17 protein-coding genes are annotated in these 19,939 nt (G+C 65.4%); 11 read left to right on the forward strand and 6 right to left on the reverse strand.

All coding sequences use genetic code 11. The features are described from left to right. Nucleotide 1 precedes the first annotated feature (1 nt). From J2R76_RS15015 to J2R76_RS15060, 10 genes are all read left to right on the forward strand, one after another. Nucleotides 2-961 carry an ABC transporter permease gene (locus J2R76_RS15015; RefSeq protein WP_076827131.1) on the forward strand — a complete coding sequence of 320 codons (960 nt, stop codon included), beginning with the start codon at nucleotides 2-4 and terminating at the stop codon, nucleotides 959-961. After that, nucleotides 958-1,941, forward strand: coding sequence for an ABC transporter ATP-binding protein (locus J2R76_RS15020; RefSeq protein WP_076827129.1), 984 nt, complete (start codon nucleotides 958-960; stop codon nucleotides 1,939-1,941). The genes J2R76_RS15015 and J2R76_RS15020 overlap by 4 nt, the downstream gene beginning before the upstream one ends. Further along, nucleotides 1,938-2,930 (forward strand): ABC transporter ATP-binding protein, encoded by a 993-nt coding sequence (locus J2R76_RS15025; protein WP_076827127.1) that lies wholly within the window; start codon nucleotides 1,938-1,940, stop codon nucleotides 2,928-2,930. Before J2R76_RS15020 ends, J2R76_RS15025 begins: the two co-directional genes overlap by 4 nt. A 112-nt stretch (nucleotides 2,931-3,042) precedes the next feature. Further along, a complete protein-coding gene (locus tag J2R76_RS15030) occupies nucleotides 3,043-4,848 on the forward strand; it encodes a gamma-glutamyltransferase family protein (protein ID WP_076827125.1) in 1,806 nt (601 codons plus the stop codon). Between the two features lie 15 nt (nucleotides 4,849-4,863). Next, entirely contained in the window at nucleotides 4,864-5,574 is a 711-nt protein-coding gene (locus tag J2R76_RS15035) for a DUF1028 domain-containing protein (protein ID WP_076827124.1), read from the forward strand. After that, on the forward strand, nucleotides 5,571-6,560 hold the full coding sequence (locus tag J2R76_RS15040) for an ABC transporter ATP-binding protein (RefSeq protein WP_076827122.1): 990 nt from the start codon (nucleotides 5,571-5,573) through the stop codon (nucleotides 6,558-6,560). Before J2R76_RS15035 ends, J2R76_RS15040 begins: the two co-directional genes overlap by 4 nt. After that, nucleotides 6,557-7,654 (forward strand): ABC transporter ATP-binding protein, encoded by a 1,098-nt coding sequence (locus J2R76_RS15045; RefSeq protein WP_076827120.1) that lies wholly within the window; start codon nucleotides 6,557-6,559, stop codon nucleotides 7,652-7,654. The genes J2R76_RS15040 and J2R76_RS15045 overlap by 4 nt, the downstream gene beginning before the upstream one ends. A 17-nt stretch (nucleotides 7,655-7,671) precedes the next feature. After that, the gene (locus J2R76_RS15050) at nucleotides 7,672-9,183 is read left to right on the forward strand and encodes an ABC transporter substrate-binding protein (protein ID WP_076827118.1); all 1,512 of its coding nucleotides are present in this window, start codon (nucleotides 7,672-7,674) and stop codon (nucleotides 9,181-9,183) included. 31 nt (nucleotides 9,184-9,214) lie between these two features. Further along, nucleotides 9,215-10,156: an ABC transporter permease gene (locus tag J2R76_RS15055; protein WP_016842919.1), complete on the forward strand. Its 942-nt coding sequence runs from the start codon at nucleotides 9,215-9,217 to the stop codon at nucleotides 10,154-10,156. Between the two features lie 4 nt (nucleotides 10,157-10,160). Next, nucleotides 10,161-11,051 (forward strand): ABC transporter permease, encoded by an 891-nt coding sequence (locus J2R76_RS15060; RefSeq protein WP_076827116.1) that lies wholly within the window; start codon nucleotides 10,161-10,163, stop codon nucleotides 11,049-11,051. Nucleotides 11,052-11,325: 274 nt separating this feature from the next. On the opposite strand, the gene J2R76_RS15065 is transcribed toward J2R76_RS15060, so the two are convergent. From J2R76_RS15065 to J2R76_RS15090, 6 genes are all read right to left on the reverse strand, one after another. Continuing rightward, nucleotides 11,326-12,069, reverse strand: coding sequence for a hypothetical protein (locus J2R76_RS15065; protein ID WP_057017604.1), 744 nt, complete (start codon nucleotides 12,067-12,069; stop codon nucleotides 11,326-11,328). A gap of 132 nt (nucleotides 12,070-12,201) precedes the next feature. Continuing rightward, nucleotides 12,202-15,303, reverse strand: coding sequence for a multidrug efflux RND transporter permease subunit (locus tag J2R76_RS15070; protein WP_057017603.1), 3,102 nt, complete (start codon nucleotides 15,301-15,303; stop codon nucleotides 12,202-12,204). 81 nt (nucleotides 15,304-15,384) lie between these two features. Further along, on the reverse strand, nucleotides 15,385-16,578 hold the full coding sequence (locus J2R76_RS15075; protein WP_076827115.1) for an efflux RND transporter periplasmic adaptor subunit: 1,194 nt from the start codon (nucleotides 16,576-16,578) through the stop codon (nucleotides 15,385-15,387). A gap of 1 nt (nucleotide 16,579) precedes the next feature. After that, a complete protein-coding gene (locus tag J2R76_RS15080) occupies nucleotides 16,580-17,281 on the reverse strand; it encodes a TetR/AcrR family transcriptional regulator (protein WP_076827113.1) in 702 nt (233 codons plus the stop codon). Nucleotides 17,282-17,345: 64 nt separating this feature from the next. Then, complete coding sequence (locus tag J2R76_RS15085) at nucleotides 17,346-17,936, reverse strand: thiamine pyrophosphate-dependent enzyme (protein ID WP_076827111.1); 591 nt, start codon at nucleotides 17,934-17,936, stop codon at nucleotides 17,346-17,348. Then, nucleotides 17,933-18,466: a thiamine pyrophosphate-binding protein gene (locus J2R76_RS15090; protein ID WP_057017601.1), complete on the reverse strand. Its 534-nt coding sequence runs from the start codon at nucleotides 18,464-18,466 to the stop codon at nucleotides 17,933-17,935. Before J2R76_RS15090 ends, J2R76_RS15085 begins: the two co-directional genes overlap by 4 nt. Before the next feature lie 204 nt (nucleotides 18,467-18,670). Here J2R76_RS15090 and J2R76_RS15095 point away from each other — a divergent pair, with 204 nt between their 5' ends. After that, nucleotides 18,671-19,894: a cytochrome P450 gene (locus J2R76_RS15095; RefSeq protein WP_076827109.1), complete on the forward strand. Its 1,224-nt coding sequence runs from the start codon at nucleotides 18,671-18,673 to the stop codon at nucleotides 19,892-19,894. The last annotated feature ends 45 nt before the right edge of the window (nucleotides 19,895-19,939 follow it).

Here is a 19,939-nt window from a genome sequence, read left to right on the forward strand (position 1 = left end):
GATGTCCGATGCCGTCGTCCCCCATCGTTCCCAAGGCCACCAGGCCCCTGCCGGCTGGTTCAGGCGCGCGCTCGACAGCGACATCTTCTATTCGTTCCGTCGCTCCAGGCTGACGATGGTCGCCGCCGTGATTACGCTGCTGTTCTTTCTGCTCGCAATCTTCGCGTCGTGGCTCGCGGTGCAGAACCCGTTCGATCCGGCGCAACTGCAGCTGATCAACTCGCGGATCGCGCCGCTGTGGACCGCCGACGGCCAAAGCCCGTTCCTGCTCGGCACCGACGAGCAGGGCCGCGATGTGCTCTCGGCGATCCTTTACGGCCTGCGCATCTCCCTTGCGGTCGGCCTGGCCGGCGTGGTCTTTGCCGGCGCGCTCGGCATCGCCCTCGGGCTGATCGCAGGCTATTTCGGCGGCGTGGTCGACACCGTGATCATGCGGATCGCCGACGTGCAGCTCACCTTCCCCGCGATCCTGATCGCGCTGCTGGTCAATGGCGTCGCCAAATCGGTGCTCGGCAACCGGCTCGACGAGATGAGCACGCTCGGCGTCCTGATCATCGCGATCGGCCTCAGTTTCTGGGTGCAATATGCCCGCACCGTGCGCGGTTCGGTGATGGTCGAGAAGAACAAGGATTACGTGGCCGCGGCGCAGCTGATCGGCCTGCCGGCGCCGAAGATCATGCTGCGGCACGTGCTGCCCAACACGATGGGCCCGATCCTTGTCATCGCCACCATCAACCTCGCGCTCGCGATCATCACCGAGGCGACGCTGTCGTTCCTTGGCGCCGGCATGCCCGACACCATGCCCTCGCTCGGCACCCTGATCCGGATCGGCAACAACTATCTGTTCGCCGGCGAATGGTGGATCGTCGCCTTCCCCGGCATTGCGCTGGCCGGCCTGATCCTCTCCATCAACCTGCTCGGCGACTGGCTGCGCGACGCCCTCAATCCGAAGCTCCGATGACCAAGCCTGTTCTTTCCGTGCGCAATCTCGAGGTGGAATTCGTCACCCGCCGTGCGACCTTGCGCGCCATCAACGGCGTGTCGTTCGACATCGCCAAGGGCGAGGTGCTCGGCGTGGTCGGCGAGTCCGGCGCCGGCAAATCGGTCACCGGCCTTGCCGTGATCGGGCTCATCGATCCGCCCGGCCGCATCTCCGGCGGCGAGATCGAACTGTCGGGCACGCGGATCGACCATCTTCCGATGGAGGAGATCCGCCGCATCAGGGGCAAGCGGATCGGCATGATCTTCCAGGATCCGCTGACCAGCCTCAATCCGCTCTACCGGATCGGCGACCAGATCATCGAGACCATTCGCACCCACAGCAATCTGAGCGAGAGCGCCGCGCGCAGGCGCGCCATCGATCTGTTGGCCGAAGTGGGCATTCCAGCGCCGGAGAAGCGCATCGACGGCTACCCGCACGAATTCTCCGGCGGCATGCGCCAGCGCGTCGTCATCGCGCTTGCGATCTGCGCCGAGCCCGAACTGATCATCGCCGACGAGCCGACCACCGCGCTCGACGTCTCCGTGCAGGCGCAGATCATCGCGCTGATCAAGCGCCTCGGCCGCGACCACGGCACCGCGGTGATGCTGGTGACCCACGACATGGGCGTGATCGCCGAGACCTGTGACCGCGTTGCGGTGATGTATTCCGGCCGCATCGCCGAGATCGGCCCGGTGCAGGAGGTGGTGCGCAATCCGCTGCATCCCTACGCCAGGGGCCTGATGGGTGCGATCCCGACGCTTGCCGGCGAGGACGAGCGCCTGGTGCAAATCCCCGGCTCGATGCCGCGGCTGTCGGCGATTCCGCCGGGCTGCCCGTTCAATCCGCGCTGCGCGTTTGCCTTCGATCGCTGCCACGTCGAGCGCCCCGAGCCGATCCGACAGGGCACGCAATTCGTTGCCTGTCATCTGTTCGAGCCGGCGAAGGAGACGGCGGCATGAGCGGAACATTGATCGAGGTCAGGAACCTGCGCCGCGTCTTCGACGTCTCCAAGCCGTGGCTCAACCGCGTGATCGAGGGCGGCCATCTCGAATTCCTGAAAGCCGTCGACGGCGTCTCCTTCGACATCAAGCGCGGCGAGACCTTCGCGCTGGTCGGCGAATCCGGTTCCGGCAAGACGACGGTCGCGCGCATGGTCGTCGGCCTGCTGCCGCCGAGCTCGGGCGAGGTCGTCATCGACGGCGTCTCGATGACCGATCCGCGGCAGGGCCAGGCGCGCCGCCGGCTGCGCCGGCGCATCCAGATGGTTTTCCAGGATCCCTATGCGAGCCTCAATCCGCGCTACCGGGTCGCCGCCATCGTCGCCGAGCCGATCCGCGCTTTCGACCTGATCCAGGGCGAGCGCGACGTCAAGGCCCGGGTCGGCGAATTGCTCTCGCTGGTCGGCCTGCACCCCGACGACGGCCAAAAATTCCCGCACGAATTTTCCGGCGGCCAGCGCCAGCGCATCGCGATCGCCCGCGCGCTGGCATCCGAGGCCGAGTTCATCGTCTGCGATGAGCCGACCTCGGCGCTCGACGTCTCCGTGCAGGCGCAGATCCTCAACCTGATGCGCGACCTGCAGGACAAGTTCGGCCTCACCTATCTCTTCATCAGCCACAATCTCGCGGTCGTCCGCCACATGGCGAGCCGGATCGGCGTGATGTATCTTGGCCGCATCGTCGAGATCGCCGAAGGGCGAGAATTGTTCGAGAACCCGCGGATGCCCTACACGAAGATGCTGCTCGGCGCGGTTCCGGATCTTGCGATGTCCGGCCGGCAGCGAATTCCGGTGAAGGGCGAAATTCCCAACCCGATCGATCCGCCGCCGGGCTGCTCGTTCAACCCACGCTGTCCCCTCGCCTTCGATCTCTGCCGCCAGAAGACGCCGGAACTGATCGACGGCGTCGCCTGCCATGCCGTCAACAGTCCCGCCGTCGTTCCGGCATGATCACGAGGATGGGAGCGGCCATGTCCACCAAGCGGTTGGCATACCAGCCGGCCTGTGATCAAGTGCGGCCGCCAAAGAGGCCCAACAACAAACCGACGAACGGTCAATCGCCATGAGCAACATCAACCCCGATCCGTTCACAACCCGGCCCGAGATCGAAGGCACCTTCGGCGTCGTCACTTCGACGCACTGGATCGCCACCGCGGTCGGCATGGCAACGCTGGAGAGAGGCGGCAACGCCTTTGACGCCGGAGTAGCCACCGCCTTCACGCTACAGGTGGTCGAGCCGCACCTGAACGGCCCCGGCGGCGACGTGCCGATCATCGTGCACGACGTCAAGCGCGGCAAGAGCGAGGTGATCTGCGGCCAGGGCCCGGCGCCGGCGAAGGCAACCATCGCGCATTATCGCAGCGAGGGTCTCGAGATGGTGCCCGGCACCGGCCTGCTTGCGGCCTGCGTGCCCGGCACATTCGAATCCTGGATGCTGCTGCTGCGCGACTACGGCACCATGAAGCTGCGCGACGTGCTGGAGCCCGCTATCGCCTACGCGCGCGACGGCTACCCGCTGGTCGAGCGTGCATCGGCCACCATCAAGACCGTCGAACAACTGTTCCGGAAATACTGGACCACATCGGCCGACGTCTATTTGCCTGGTGGCGAGGTGCCGAAGCCCGGCACCATCTTCACCAACAGGAAGCTCGCGGAAACTTACACACGCATCCTGACCGAGGCGGAGAGCGCAGGCCACGACCGCGTGGCGCAGATCGAGCGCGCGCGGCAGGCCTGGTCGAAGGGCTTCGTCGCCGAGGCGATCGACAAGTTCTGCCGCACCCAGGAGGTGATGGACGTCTCCGGCTCGCCGCATCGCGGCGTGCTGTCGGCCGACGACATGGCGCGCTGGCAGCCGACCATCGAGGCGCCGCTCACCTATGATTACGGCCGCTACACCGTGCAGAAGGCCGGAGTCTGGAGCCAGGGTCCGGTGATGCTGCAGCAGCTCGCGCTGCTGAAAGGCTTTGAGCTCGACGGGCTCGATCCCGCAGGCCCCGACTTCATCCATCTGCAGATCGAAGCCGCCAAGCTCGCCTATGCCGATCGCGAGACGTTCTACGGCGACCCGAAATTCACCGACATCCCGATCGAAACGCTGCTCTCCGACGCCTATAACAACGAACGGCGCAAGCTGATCTCAAAAGACAAGGCGTCGCTCGACTTCCGCCCCGGCTCGGTCGAGGGCTTCGGCGGCGTTGTGAAGTTGCGACACGCCGAAGGGCATCGTGAAGCGGTCGGCGCCATGGGCGCGGGCGAGCCGACCGTCGGCCGGTTCGGCGAAGTGCGCGGCGACACCGTGCATTTCGACATCATCGACAAGGCCGGCAACATGATCTCGGCGACGCCGTCCGGCGGCTGGCTGCAGTCCTCGCCGGTGATTCCCGAGATCGGTTTCTGCCTCGGCAGCCGCGCCCAGATGTTCTGGCTCGAGGAGAACCACCCTGCCTCGCTCGCGCCGGGCAAGCGGCCGCGCACCACACTCTCACCGACCATGGCGCTGCGCGACGGCGAACCGTATCTCTCCTGGGGCTCGCCGGGCGGCGATCAGCAGGACCAGTGGATCACGCAGTTCTTCCTGCGCCATGTCCACGCCAGGCTCAATCTGCAGGAGGCGATCGACGCGCCGGCCTGGCACTCCGAGCATTTCCCGATCTCGTTCTGGCCGCGCACCTCGCGGCCCGGCGTCCTGGTGCTGGAAAACCGCGTGCCGAAATCGACCATCGACGAATTGAAACGCCGCGGCCATGTGGTCGAGATTGGTCCCGATTGGTCGGAAGGCCGCCTCACCGCGGCCTCGAAGGTCGGTGCCCGCCGCCGCGCCGCCGCCAATCCGCGCGGTATGCAGGGTTACGCCGCAGGCCGCTAGACACGAAGGTTTGAGATGACCTGGTCGATCATCGCCCGTGACAGCGCCACTGGCCAGCTCGGCATCGCCGTCGCGACGCGGTTCTTCGCGGTCGGCGCGCTGGTGCCGCACATCGCACCCGCAATCGGCGCGGTGGCGACGCAGGCGCTGGTCAATCCTTATTACGGCATCGACGGCCTCGCGCTGTTACGCAGCGGCGACAGCCCGCATGAGGTGATCGCGGCGCTGATTGCGCCCGACAGCGGCCGCGAAAGCCGGCAGCTCCATGTCATGGACGCCAGGGGCCGCATCGCTGCGCATTCCGGCAAGGACTGCGTCGACTGGTTCGGCCATATCGCCGGCGACGGGTTCTCGATCGCCGGCAACATGCTGGCCGGCCCCGCGGTGCTCGAGGAGACCGCGCGCGTCTATGCCGCGAACGAGAAGCTGCCGTTCGCGGAGCGGCTGATCAAGGCGATGTTCGCCGGCGAAGCGGCCGGCGGCGACAAGCGCGGCAAGCAGTCGGCGGCTCTCTTAATTCACGGCGCGGAGGAATGGCCATTGCTCGACCTGCGCGTCGACGACCACGCCGATCCCCTGCGCGAGCTGGAGCGGCTGGAGGCCGTCAGCCGCGAGCACTGGGTGCCATTCCGGAGCTTCATGCCGACCCGCGACAACCCGGCCGGAACCAGCGATCGCGCCACGATCGACGCCGGCGTCGCAGCGGCAAGCGCGAGCCGCGAATGACGGCTGGCCCGCTGATCGAGATCGAAGGCCTGCGCGTCACTTTCCAGGGCGATGACGGCCGCACCACGCATGCCGTCGACAGCGTCGATCTCTCCGTCGCCAGGGGCGCCACGCTCGGCCTGGTCGGCGAGTCCGGCTGCGGCAAGAGCGTGACCTCGCTCGCGATCATGGGGCTGTTGCGGAAGCAATCCGCCGCGGTCTCCGGCACGATCCGCTTCGACGGCTTCGACCTGCTCGACGTGCCTGATGCGACGCTGCGCGACCTGCGCGGCAATCGCCTCGCGATGATCTTCCAGGAGCCGATGACCTCGCTCAACCCGAGCTTCACCATCGGCGACCAGATCACGGAGACGATTCTGCGCCACCGCGGCGGCTCCCGCCGCGCGGCGCGCGAACGCACCATCGAGCTGCTGCGCCGCGTGCATATTCCCTCGCCCGAGAAACGCGTCGACGAGTTTCCGCACAAGCTGTCCGGCGGCATGCGCCAGCGCGTGATGATCGCGATGGCGCTGGCCTGCGATCCGCAGCTTCTGATCGCCGACGAGCCGACCACCGCGCTCGACGTCACCTTGCAGGCCCAGATCCTCGATCTGATGCGGGAGCTGAAGGCCGCGAGCGGCGCCGCGATCATCCTGATCACCCACGATCTCGGCGTCGTCGCCGAAGTCTGCGACGAGGTCGCGGTGATGTATGCCGGCGAGATCGTCGAGCGCGCGCCGGTCGACGAGCTGTTCGCCAATCCGCAGCATCCCTACACGGTCGGCCTGCTCGGCTCGATCCCGCGGCTCGATCGCCGCACCAGCCATCTCGCCACCATCGAGGGCATGGTGCCGAACATGGCGAACCCGCCCGCCGGCTGCCGCTTTGCCAAGCGCTGTCCGTTCGTGGAACTTGCCTGCACCCAAGCGCCGCCGCCGCTCGCGATGCTGAGCCCAACCCACGCCTCGCGCTGTCTCCGCGCGCCGCTGGAGCGGCTGGTGTCATGACCGCGCTGCTCGAGGTCGAAGGGCTGGTCAAGCATTTCGTCGCCGAACGCTCGCTGTTCGGCCGGCCGACCGCCCATGTGAAGGCGGTCGACGGCGTCAGCTTCACGGTCGAGGCCGGCAAGACGCTGGCGCTGGTTGGCGAATCCGGCTGCGGCAAATCCACCGTCAGCCGGCTGGTGCTGCGGCTGATCGAGCCGGATGCCGGACGGATCCGCTTCGAAGGCCGCGACCTCGGCACGCTCAATGCCGAGCAGCTGCGCGCATTCCGCCGCGACGCGCAGCTGATCTTCCAGGACCCCTACGCCTCGCTCAACCCGCGCATGACGGTGAGCCAGATCCTGACCGAGCCGCTGGCACTGCACAATCTCGTCCCGGCCGCGGACCGCCGCGAGCGGGTCGAGCAGCTGTTGCGCCTGGTCGGGCTCGAGCCGCGGTTCGCGCGGCGCTATCCACATGAATTCTCCGGCGGCCAGCGCCAGCGCATCGCGATTGCCCGCGCGCTCGCGGTCGAGCCGAAGCTGATCATCTGCGACGAGCCGGTGTCGGCGCTCGACGTCTCGATCCGTTCCCAGATCCTGAATTTGCTGCGCGACCTGCAGGATCGCCTGAAGCTCGCCTACATCTTCGTCTCGCACGATCTCGCCGTAGTGAAGCACATCGCCGATCGCGTCGCCGTGATGAATCTCGGCACCATCGTCGAGACCGCGGATGCCCAAGCGCTGTTCGCCGCGCCGCGCCATCCCTATAGCCGCGCGCTGCTGTCGGCGATCCCGGTGCCGAAGCCGCGTGCGAAGCGCAGCCGCATCGTGCTGGAGGGCGAACTGCCGAGCGCGCTCAATCCGCCCTCCGGCTGCCGCTTCCATACCCGCTGTCCCTATGTGATCGCGCGCTGCCGCAGTGAAGTGCCGCAGTTGCGCGAAGATGGCACCGGTTATGCATCGGCCTGTCACCGGACGGGCGAGCTGCCCGGCGCGGAGGCGATCGTGCCCTCCGATGGCGGGTTCTCGCCGACACTGGAAAAGCTGGTGGCGGCGTTCAATGCGGCGGAAGCCTCGGGACAGCCCGGGGTTATTTCACAGGGAACAGAGGCGTAGGGAACAAGGGGTTGGCGATGAGATTTTGGCGCTTGGCGGTCCTGATGGCGGCCCTCGTGACCTGGTGCGGAACGAGCGCGCGTGCCGAGACGACACTCCGCATCGGGCTCGCCGAGGACCCGGACATCCTCGATCCTTCAATCGGACGCACCTATGTCGGCCGCATCGTCTTTTCAGCCTTCTGCGACAAGCTGTTCGACATCGACGAGAAGCTGAACATCGTTCCGCAACTCGCGCTGTCCCACGAGAACTCGGCCGACGGCAAGGAGATGACGATCAAGCTCCGGCCGGGCGTCAAGTTCCACGACGGTGAGCCGTTCGACGCCGAAGCCGCCAAATTCTCGCTGGAGCGCCATCTGACACTGCCGACCTCGTTTCGCAAACCGGAATTGGCTGCGCTCGACCACGTCGACGTCGTTGATCCCCTGACCATCAAGCTGGTGCTCAAGACGCCCTACTCGCCGCTGATCGCCCAGTTGACCGACCGCGCCGGCATGATGGTTTCGCCGAAGGCGGTGAAGGAAGCGGGTGACAAATTCGGACTGCATCCAGTCTGCGCCGGACCCTACAAGTTCGTCGAACGCGTGCAGCAGGACCGCATGGTGTTCGAGAAATTCGGGGATTACTGGAACAAGGACAACGTCTTCATCGATCGCATCGTGTTCCTTCCTATCGTCGATGCCACGGTGCGGCTCGCCAATCTGAAATCCGGCGGGCTCGATCTGATCGAGCGCGTGCTTGCCACCGATATCAAGGACGTCCGAAGTGACAAGCGGCTCGTGCTGTCGACCGCACCTGAACTCGGCTATCTCGGCCTCACCATCAACATCGGCAACGACAAGAGCAAGGGGCCGCTCAGCCAGTCGGAAAAGGTGCGCCAGGCGCTCGATCTGTCGATTGACCGCGAGGCGCTCAACCAGGTCGTCTTCAACGGCGAGTTCACGCCGGGCAATCAGTGGGTCAGCCCGACACACCCTTACTATCAGAAGGCGTTTCCGGTTCGGGGACGCGACATTGCCAAGGCCAAGGCGCTGCTGAAGGAGGCCGGTGTCACGCTGCCCGTCGCCATCGACTACATGGTCCCCAAAGGCGCCGAGAACGAAGCCGTAGCCCAGGTCGTGCAGTCGATGGCGGCCGAAGCCGGCTTTGACATCAAGATCCGCGTGGTCGAATTCGCGACGACTTTCAAGCAGGCCCAGGCCGGCGAATTTCAGGTGTTTCAGATCAACTGGAGCGGCCGGATCGATCCCGACGGCAATTCCTATGTCTTCCTGCACACCAAGGCGCCGCAGAACGATGGCGGCTATTCTAACGCGGAAGCCGACAAGCTGATGGAAGATGCACGGCTGATCAACGATCCCGCCCAGCGCAAGGCAATCTACGAGAAGATGACCAGGATCGTGCTCAATGACGAGCCGATCATCTATCTCTATCACCGCACACTCCTGATCGCGCATTCCACAAAAGTCGCGGGTTACCGGCAGATGCCGGACGGATTGGTGCGCGTGGTCGGGCTGAAATTGAAATGATCGCCACAGCGCAGGACACGCGGGGCCGACAATGCTGAACTTCCTCGCCAAGCGGCTGGTTCAGCTGGTCCCGACGCTGTTCTTCGTCTCGCTCCTGATCTTCTCGCTGCAACATTTGCTGCCCGGCGATCCGGCACTCGTCATGGCCGGCGAGGAGCGCGATCCGGCCGTCATCGAACAGATCCGCCAGCAATACCATTTGGATCAACCGATCCCGGTGCAATACGCCTATTGGGTCAAGGGCGTGCTCACGGGCGACCTCGGCGAGTCACTGCGCAACAAGATGCCGGTGTCGAGCCTGATCGCGCAGAAGCTGCCGGTTACGATGCAAATCGCCGGCATGGCGATCGTGGTCGCCTTCCTGATCGGCATTCCCGCCGGCATCATCTCGGCGGTGAAAATCGGCACCGCGTGGGACTATGGCGCCAATTTGTTCGCGCTGTGGGGTATCTCGACGCCGAATTTCTGGCTCGGCATCATGCTGATCTTCCTGTTCTCCGTCGAACTTGGCTGGCTGCCGGCCTCCGGCTACGTGCCGCTCAGCGAAAACTGGCGCGCGAGCCTCGCCGCATCGGTCATGCCGGCCTTCGTGCTCGGCAATGCGATCGCGGCGATCCTGATGCGGCATACGCGAAGCGCGATGCTGCAGGTGCTGGAGAGCGACTATGTCCGCACCGCGCGCGCCAAGGGCCTGTCCGAGCGCACCGTGATCCTCAAGCATGCGATGCGCAACGCGCTGACGCCGATCATCACGCTCGGCGCGCTCGAGCTCGGCACGCTGCTGTCGGGCGCGGTGCTCACTGAGCAGATCTTCTCGATCCCGGGCTTCGGCAAGCTGATCGTCGATGCCGTGTTCAACCGCGACTATGCGGTCGTGCAGGGCGTGGTGCTGACCACGGCGACGATCTACATCACGCTCAACCTGATCGCCGACATCGCCTACATCCTCGTCAACCCGCGGCTGAGGGGTTGATCGGATGACCGACGTTGCACTCAGCCCCCTCGCTCCGCTTGCCGCCGCCGAAACGCTCGAGAGCCCGGCGCGGCGCGCCTGGCGGCGGCTGATCCGGCGCAAGGGTGCCGTGCTCGGGCTCACCGTGATCGCGCTCTTCATCCTGCTCGCCGTGTTCGCGCCGTTGATCGTGCCCTATGATCCGGTCGCGACGAGCTGGTCGCTGGTACGCAAGGCGCCGTCGGCGCAGCACTGGCTCGGCACCGACGAGCTCGGCCGCGACGTGTTCGCCCGCGTCGTGTTCGGCGCTCGCGCCTCGCTGCTTGCCGGCGTCATCTCGGTCGGCATCGCGCTTGCGGTCGGCGTGCCGCTCGGCCTCGTCGCCGGCTATCGCGGCGGCTTCATCGACGCGCTGATCAGCCGCATCACCGATGCGATGCTGGCCTGCCCGTTCCTGATCTTGGCGATCGCACTCGCAGCGTTCCTCGGACCGAGTCTTAGCAATGCCATGATCGCGATCGGCGTCTCGGCGACCCCGATCTTCATCCGCCTGACCCGCGGCCAGGTGATGAGCGTCAAGGTCGAGGATTATGTCGAGGCGGCGCGCGCCATGGGCAATCCGCGCTGGCGCATCGCGCTGGTCCACATCCTGCCCAACATCCTGCCGGCGCTGCTGGTGCAGGCGACGCTGTCGATCGCGGCCGCGATCATCGCCGAGGCCGCGCTGTCGTTCCTCGGCCTCGGCCAGCAGCCGCCGGCACCGTCCTGGGGCAGCATGCTCAACGCCGCGCAACGCTTCCTGACCAGCGCGCCCTGGATGGCGGTCTGGCCGGGGCTTGCGATCTTCCTGGTCGTGTTGTCGTTCAATCTGGTCGGCGACGGCCTCCGCGACGCGCTCGATCCGAAGGCGCGGTAGTGGATTCGTGCCACAGCGAGCGCCTGTGCTCTTTCCGTCACCCCCGCGCAACGGCTTCGCCATTGTCGCTGGAGGAGCGCGCATCTTGCGCGCGTCTCGAAGGGTCGACGGCCACCGACCGGGCCGTTCATCCTTCGAGACGCGCCACGCGCTCCTCAGGATGACGGGACACCAAGTTCTCGTCATTGCGAGCGAAGCGAAGCAATCCACCATCACCGCGCATGCGGAGCTATGGATTGCTTCGTCGCTTCGCTCCTCGCAATGACGGCGGAAGCTAAATCACCACTTCCCTGAGCACCCTGCGGCAATCCATCTCGTATTCGAGATCGACCACCGGCGGGCGGCAGAAGTGCCAGGTCAGGCCGGAGCGGGTGGCGCCGCGGCGGACCAGCTCGTCGACGAGCACCGGATGGATGTCGTGCACGGTGTAGGCCTGCACCGCCGTCGTCTCCTGCCAGCCGAAGCTGAACTCGGCGAGACGGCGTTCCATCTCGCCGGCGGTGAAGCGGACCTTCTCCCGCCACGCGCCGGGACTGAGATCGCGATAGCAGACGATGCGGTCGGGATAGCTCGCGGTGCCGCCGCGCGCCTCCGCACCGCCGGCGATCACGAAGGATGGCGACGTCGTCGTGCTCGGCCGCGTGAACGAGAACGCATGGAACGACGGCTCGGCCGGCGGATCGATCTCGGGACAGACGTTGCTGCGCGCCACCGGATTTATGGTGCCGTCGAACAGGCCCCATTCGGCGAGCGTCTTGACGTAGTGCTGGTTGAAGGCGCGGAAGCCGTCCTCGGTGAAGGCGGCCGGCGAACGCAATTCGCAGGCGCAGAACGCGGTCAGCGGCCGGCCGGCGTCGCGGATGTAGGCCGCGATCCGCGCAAAACCTTCCGCGAGCGGCAGCAGGCGATCGAAGCGCACCCGTTCGATCTCATAGCCCGCGTTCGCCTGCGCGCCGCTTGAATATTGGAACACGGCCGGAATGAACCGGTAATTGCCCGCCGCAAACTCGCTCGCCATGCCTGTTTCCTCCGGATTTCCTTGAGGCGAGTATTTTCTGCCCGCCGTCGGCAAAGGCTATCACGAGACAAAGAAAAGGCGGCAGTGGCTTTCGCCAGTGCCGCCTTCCCTGCGAGCATGAGCTTGGAGGGCTCAGGTCGGTTTCAGCGCGCCGCCGCGACGGTCGAGCTCGTAGTCGGCGATCTGCTTGGCGCGATCGGAATGGGCAGCGGCCTGGTGGTCGGTCGCGATCACCGTGTAGACCATTGGCAGCACGAACAGCGTGAACAGCGTGCCGATCGTCATACCGGCGACGACCACAAGCCCGATCGAGAAGCGGCTGGCAGCGCCGGCGCCCGAGGCCGTGAGCAGCGGCAGCAGGCCGGTGACCATGGCCGCCGTCGTCATCAGGATCGGACGCAGGCGGATCCGGGCGGCCATCTCGATGGCCGCGCGGCGGTCCAGTCCCTCGTTGAGCTGCAACTCGTTGGCGAACTCCACCATCAGGATGCCGTGCTTGGTGATCAATCCGACCAACGTCAGCAGGCCCACCTGGGTGTAGATGTTCATGGTGGCGACGCCGAAGAACAGCGGGATCAGGGCGCCGACGATCGCCATCGGCACCGAGATCATGATCACGAACGGATCGCGCAGGCTCTCGAACTGCGCCGCCAGCACCAGGAAGATGATGATGATGGCGAACGCGAAGGTGACCAGCAGCTGGTTGCCTTCGTGGACGTATTGCCGGGAGTCGGCCAAGAAGTCGTAGCTGAAGCCGGACGGCAGCTTCTTGGCTTCACCCTGCAGGAACTCCACCGCCTGGCCCATCGAGACGCCGGGCATCGGCACCGCCTGGAAGGTCGACGAGTTGAGCTGGTTGTAGTGTGTCAGCGCGTTCGGATCGACGCCGGTCTCGACCGAAACCACGGTGGACAGCCGCACCAGCTGCCCGGTCGCGGTCGGGACGTAGTAATCGTTGAATGCCTCAGGCGCGAGCCGGCTGGCGCGCGGCACCTGCGGGATCACCTGGTAGGAGCGTCCTTCCAGATTGAAGCGGTTGACATAGTTGCCGCCCAGCAGCGTCGCCAGGGCGCCGCCGATCGACTGCATGGTGATGCCGAGGTCGCTCGCCTTCGAGCGGTCGACCTTCACCCGGACCACCGGCTGGTTGAAGTCAAGGTCGCTGTCGGTGACGATGAACAGGCCGCTCTTGCGCGCCGCATCCTTCAGCTTGCTCATCTGGTCGAACACCTGCTGGAATCCGGCCGTCGAAGAGATCACCATCTGTACCGGCAGACCGCCGGGGCCGCCGGGCAGCGGCGGCAGGCTGAACGCGAACGCGCTGATGCCCTCGATCTTGGACAGCTCGGCCTGAACCAGCGGCTGCAGCGCCTGCGCGCTGCGCTTGCGCTCATCCCACGGCTTGAGCAGCATGCCCGCGAAGCCGCCCTGCGGACCGGTGATGCCGTTCAGGATGAACCGCAGGTCGGTCTCGGGAAACTTCTGGAACTCCTTGTCCATCTTGTCGCCGTAGAAATCGATGTAGTCGATGTTGGCGTATTTCGGCGCCTTGGTCACCGCGAACACGATGCCCTGGTCCTCCTGCGGCGCCAGCTCCTTCTGGATGTGCATATAGAGGAAGCCGACCAGACCGAGGATGGTCACAGCGAACAGCGCCGTGATCGGGCGGTAGTCGAGCGAACGGTCGAGCTGACGGCCATAGGCCCGCGTCAACGCGCCGAACACGCGATTGACCACCTTGGCGAAACGCCCCTCCTCCGCGCTCTTGAGGAACACCGAGCACATCATAGGCGACAGCGTCAGCGCGATCACGCCCGACACGATCACCGAGCCCGCCAGCGTGAAGGCGAATTCGCGGAACAGCGTGCCGGTCACGCCGCCGAGGAAGCCGATCGGCGCGTACACCGCCGCCAGCGTGATCGTCATGGAGACGACGGGACCGACGATCTCCCGGGCACCCTTTAGCGATGCCTGCACCGGTGGCAGGCCCTCCTCGAGATGTCGATGGATGTTCTCCACGACCACGATCGCGTCGTCGACCACGAGGCCGATCGCCAGCACCATCGCCAGCAGCGTCAGCAGGTTGAAGCTGAAGCCGGCGGCCAGCATCAGGATGCAGACGCCAATCAGCGACAGCGGGATGGTGACGACGGGAATGATCACCGACCGCAGCGAGGCCAGGAACAGGAAGATGACGACGACGACGATCAGGACCGCTTCAGTGAGCGTCTTCTCGACCTCATCGATCGACGATTGAATGAACTTCGTGGAATCGTAGGCCACCTTCATCTTCATCGACGGCGGCAGGTTGCGCTCGAGGTCGGGGAACAGCGCGCGCACGCCCTTCACCAGGGTCAGCGGGTTGCCCTGCGGCGTCGCCTTGATGCCGATGAAGATCGCATGCTCGCCGTTGAAGGCGACGCTGGCGTCCGTGCTTTGCGCGGCGAGCTCCACCGTCGCGATGTCCTCGATGCGCACAAAGCCGCCGTCCTTCGCCTTCACGATCATCCGCTTGAACTGATCGATGTTCTGAAGGTCGGTATTGGCCGAGACGTTGGAGACGATGAAGAAGCCCTTGGTCTGGCCGGCGGCCGCCTGGAAGTTGTTGGCGGCGATCGCGGCGGCGACGTCGTTGGGCGATACGCCGCGTCCGGCCATGCGGGTCGGATCGAGCCAGACGCGCATCGCGAAGGTCTGGCCGCCGAGGATGTCGGCCGAGGCGACGCCATCGACCGTCGAGAGCACCGGCTGCACGACGCGGGTCAGATAGTCGGAGATCGACGATCCGGTCAGCTCCTCGCTGGAGAAGCCGAGATACATCACGGCGATGGTGTCACCGGTCGCCTTGGTCACGACGGGATCGAAGGCTTCCTTCGGGATCAGGTATTTGACCGAGTTGACCTTGGCGAGCACCTCGGTGAGCGCCTGGTTCGGATCGTGATTGAGCTTGACGTAGACCTGAATCGTCGAGGTGCCGAGCACCGAGTTCGACGTCATGTAGTCGACGCCTTCGGCCGACGCGACGGCCTGCTCGATCGGCGTGGTGATGAAGCCGTTGATCAGCTCGGGCGACGCACCGGGATATGACGTGGTGATCGTCACGACGGTGTTCGAAAGATTCGGATATTGCCGGATCGGCAAAACCATCGCCGCGCGCAGGCCGATCAGCAGGATCAGCAGACTGACGACGACCGACAGCACCGGGCGCTTGATGAAAATATCAGTGAAGGCCATCGCCAACTCGATTCGTGTTCTGCCGGCTTGCGGCAAGATGTGGCGGAGGGCCGATGGCCCTCCGAGTTCGATGAATGAAGATCAGTAGCGCGGCGGTTCGGCCGGAACCGGCGGCGGCGGATCGGTCGAGATCGCAACCGGCATGCCCGACTGCAGCTTGATCTGGCCGACTGCGACGACCTTGTCCCCCGCCTTCAGACCCTTGAGGATCTCGACACGGCCCTCGACGCGGTTGCCGGTCTTCACGAAGGTGCGGTCCGCGGTCAGGGTGGTCTTGCCGTCGTCGCCCTTCTTCTCGGTGATCAGGAACACCGAGTCGCCGTACAGCGTGTAGTCGACCGCGGTTTCGGGAATGGTCACGACCGGCGGCTTCCCGGGCAGCACGATCGTGGTGGTCGCGAACATGCCGGGCTTGAGGATGCTGTCCGGATTCTGGATCGTGGCCTGCACCCGGATGTTGCGGGTGTCGGTCGCGATCTGCGGCTCGATGGTCGTGATCTTGCCCTCGAAGGTGCGGCCCGGATAGGCGTCGACCGAGACCCGTACGGCCTGGCCGACCTTGATCTGAGAGCTCTGCTTCTCGGTGACGGTCAGGTTGGCGTACAGCACCGACAGATCGGTCAGCGACACGATCTGCGTGCCGGCCGTCAGATACTGGCCGACTTCGACCTGGCGCACGCCGAGATCGCCTTCGAACGGTGCGCGCACCAGCTTCTGCGAGATCAGCGCTTCGGTCTTGGCAATGCCCGCCTTGGCCTGGTCGTAAGCCGCCTGCGCCGTATCGACGGTCGACTGCGGACCGAACTGGCGCGACGCGAGTTGCTTGGCGCGGTCGAGCTGCAGCTCGCCCACGGTCGCCTGCGCCTTGTAGTTGGCGAGGTCGCCCTGCTCCGGTGCGTCGAACAACTGCACCAGCGGCGTACCGGCCTTTACGTGGCTGCCGGCGGTGAACTGGATCTCGGTGATGCGGCCCGGCACGTCGGTCGTGACGTTGACCTGGTGCACGGCGACGAGATCGCCGACAGCGGTCAGCAGGTTCGGAATCACCTCAGTCTTCGCCTCGACGGCCGACACGTTCGCCGGCGGCGGCTTATTGTTGGCAAAGAACTGCGCGATCATGTGGCTGCGGAAGGCGTTGAAGCCGACCAGCGCACCGACGAGCAGGGCCAGCAACAGGCCTACGATGATGAACCAGCGCACCATGCGGACGGGACGCTTGGCTTGCTTCTCCTTGATCGGTTGCCCCGAGATGTGGCTTTCGGTCTGAATATTCATGTCATGCACTTTCTGCAGTTACCGACGGTCCTGCGATCGGCGACGGCTGGCGGCCCAAATGAGTTGAAATTGCGGCTTCGGTAAGTCCGATGCCGCGAAGGATGAATTGGCAAAGCTGCCGCTCGGCCGCAGCGGCATCGCCGTAGGGGAGACATGGTGTCGCAGGCAGCTGGGTCAGCGCACCCATCAGCACGGTATGGTGCGCAAACCAGAATAGGTTGAGCGGCTCGTCGCCGATCTTCGTGGCCTCGCCGGCGGCGATCGCCCGCTCGAGCGAGGCGGCGAAGGTCGGGCCGATCAGCTTGCCGACCTTGTCGTAGAGCAGGCGCGCAAACTCGCCGTCGTCGAGATGGCTCGTCACCATCAGCCGCATCCGCTGCGTCTCTTCCTGGTCCGGCGCATCACGCAACTGCATGAAGTGATCGACCATGCCTTGCACCAGCTCGACCAGGGTCGCGGTCGAGGGCTCCTGGCCGAGCAGATGCGCGAGATCGGGATCCGCCTCGCACTCCTCGGCAAGGATCTCGGCATAGAGCGCCGCCTTGGACGGGAAGTGCTTGAACAGCAGCCCTTCCGAAATGGCAGCCGCGGCCGCCACGCTCTTTGTCGTGGTGCCGGCAAAGCCGCTGCGGGCGAAACACCGCTTGGCGGCGCTCAGGATCAACTGACGCCGCAAGTCACTCGTCATGCGTAAGGTAGACATTTGGGTCGTGAGTAATCACTCACTTTACCAAAAGTCAAGGTTCTATTGCACCGCGAAAGCCACTTTAAATAGGAGTGTGGCCGATCGACCCTCTGATGCGGTTCACGAGGTAGGTGCCGTCGCGGCTGGACAGCACGCGCTCCAGATTGGCCCCGTCGATCTTCGCGCTGGCGAACCGCGGCCCCGCCGTAACGTCTTGCAAAGACGAGGCAAAAGCCTCGACCTCAGCCATCGTGCTGATCGCCCGGCTATCCCCGATTCCGCAGGCTTTGGCAATACCCACGAGGTCGGCGGTTCCGCCGGTATGGCTGGCCTGGCCGCCGGTCTCGCCGTAAGCCTCATTGTCCAGCACGATGATCGAGAGATTTTTGGGCTGCTGCAGGCCGACGGTGGCGAGGCTTCCCATCCCCATCAGCATCTCGCCGTCGCCGGTGATCACGACGACCGGCAGCGTCGGCTGGGCCAGCGCGAGGCCGAGCCCGATCATCACGGCGCCGCCCATGCCACCCCAGAGATAAAAGTTGCGGTCGTGGTCGCCGGCAGCGGCGATGTCATAGGTCGAGGCGCCGAGGCCGCCGACGGCGAACGCGCCCTTGCGATCTTTCAGCAGTTCGGAAACGACGGCACGGCGGTCGAGGAGATTGGCTTTGCTCATTTGGTGAAGACCTTTGCCCCGATCAGGCGCTGCGACAGCAGGACGGCGGTGGGCGTGCAGGCGTTAAAGGCCTGCGCTGCGCCGGCCTCGACGACTTCGCGGACTTCTTCAGGGTGCGAGGCGCGCAGCACCTTGATCCCGGACAGTTCGAGTATCCCTTGCGTGTTCGAGCCCATCGGCACCTGCCAGGGATTGAACTCGCCCCATTCGCCGCGCATCGTCACCAGCGTCAGGAACGGCAGGCGGAAGATCTGCACCAGCGACAGCATGTTGATGCAATTGCCGACCCCGCTCGACTGCATCAGCAGCACGCCGCGCTGGCCGCCGGCCCAGGCGCCCGCGAGCAGCGCCACGCCCTCTTCCTCGGTGGTCAGCGCGATGCCGCGCATCGAGGACGACCCCAGCACCCGCTCGATCAGCTCTGAATGGCCGGCGTCGGGCACGTAGGGCACCTGACGCACCTCGAAGCGCTGCAATATCGAGAAGATCTCCTCGGGCCAGGAGGCCGCAGTGTCGGCACGGGCATGCATTGGCGTTTCCGGTCTTGTTGTTTGGTCGCGACTGTAGAGGGGCGCGCGCGCTTCATCAAAGCGCAAAACCGCATATGGCTCTGCGATTTGCTCGCACCACGCGACGCCCCGGCGCGCTGTTCCCGGCCCCAGCAAATTGTGTTGCGCGGCCGCCGCACGCGGCTTACGATAGTTGCAAATGAAACTAATTGGGTTGGATGCGCCATGAACGGACACGCGCGCGAGCTGGCTGACGGCTTCGACCTCGAGAAGCTGACGCCGGAGTTCTATGCCGACCCCTACCCGACCTATCGCGCGTTGCGCGAGAGCGCGCCGGTCAAGCGGCTGCCGAACGGCTGCTATTTTCTCACCCGCTACGACGACCTCATCGCCGCCTACAAGAACACCAAGGCATTCTCCTCCGACAAGAAGAAGGAGTTCTTGCCGAAATACGGCAACTCGCTGCTCTACGAGCATCACACGACCAGCCTCGTCTTCAACGATCCGCCGGCGCATACCCGCGTGCGGCGGCTGATCATGGGCGCATTGTCGCCGCGGGCGATCGCCGGCATGGAGCCTGACCTGATCGCGCTGGTCGACAGCCTGCTCGACCGGATCGAGACCCGCGACCGCTTCGAGCTGATCGGCGACTTCGCCTCGGCCATTCCGGTCGAGGTGATCGGCAATCTGCTCGACGTGCCGCACGACGAACGCGAGCCGCTGCGTGACTGGTCGCTGGCGATCCTGGGCGCGCTGGAGCCGGTGATCGGCAAGGAGGCGTTCGATCGCGGCAACAATGCGGTGAAGGATTTCCTCGCCTATCTCGAAACGCTGGTTGAACGCCGCCGCAAGAAGCCGGGCAACCCCGAACGCGACGTGCTGACAAGGCTGATCCAGGGTGAGGACAATGGCGAGCGGCTGACCGCGAAGGAATTGCTGCACAACTGCATCTTCCTGCTCAACGCCGGCCACGAAACCACGACCAATCTGATCGGCAACGGGCTGGTGACGCTCAGCCAAAATCCGGATCAGAAGCAACGGCTGATCGCGCAACCCGAGCTGATCAAGACCGCGGTCGAGGAGATGCTGCGCTACGAAAGCTCGAACCAGCTCGGCAACCGCATGATCGTGGAAGAGACCGAGCTCGGCGGCATCAAGCTGCCGGCGGGCACGCTGGTCACGCTCTGCATCGGCGCGGCCAACCGCGACCCCGCGCAATTCCCCAACCCCGAAGCTTTCGACGTCGCGCGCACGCCGAACCGCCACCTTGCCTTCGGCACCGGCGCGCATCAATGCGCCGGCATGGCGCTGGCGCGCCTCGAAGGCGCCATCGCGATCTCGCGGTTCCTCAAACGCTTCCCGAACTACGCGCTCGACGACGAGCCGGTGCGTGGCGGGCGGGTGCGCTTCCGCGGCTTCCTCAGCGTGCTCTGCAGCATCAGCGCATAAATTGTTCCCTGCGAATTCGGCCGGCGACACACTTCCCTGTGGAGG

The organism is Bradyrhizobium sp. USDA 4532, from assembly GCF_024171315.1.
Lineage (GTDB): Bacteria > Pseudomonadota > Alphaproteobacteria > Rhizobiales > Xanthobacteraceae > Bradyrhizobium > Bradyrhizobium australafricanum.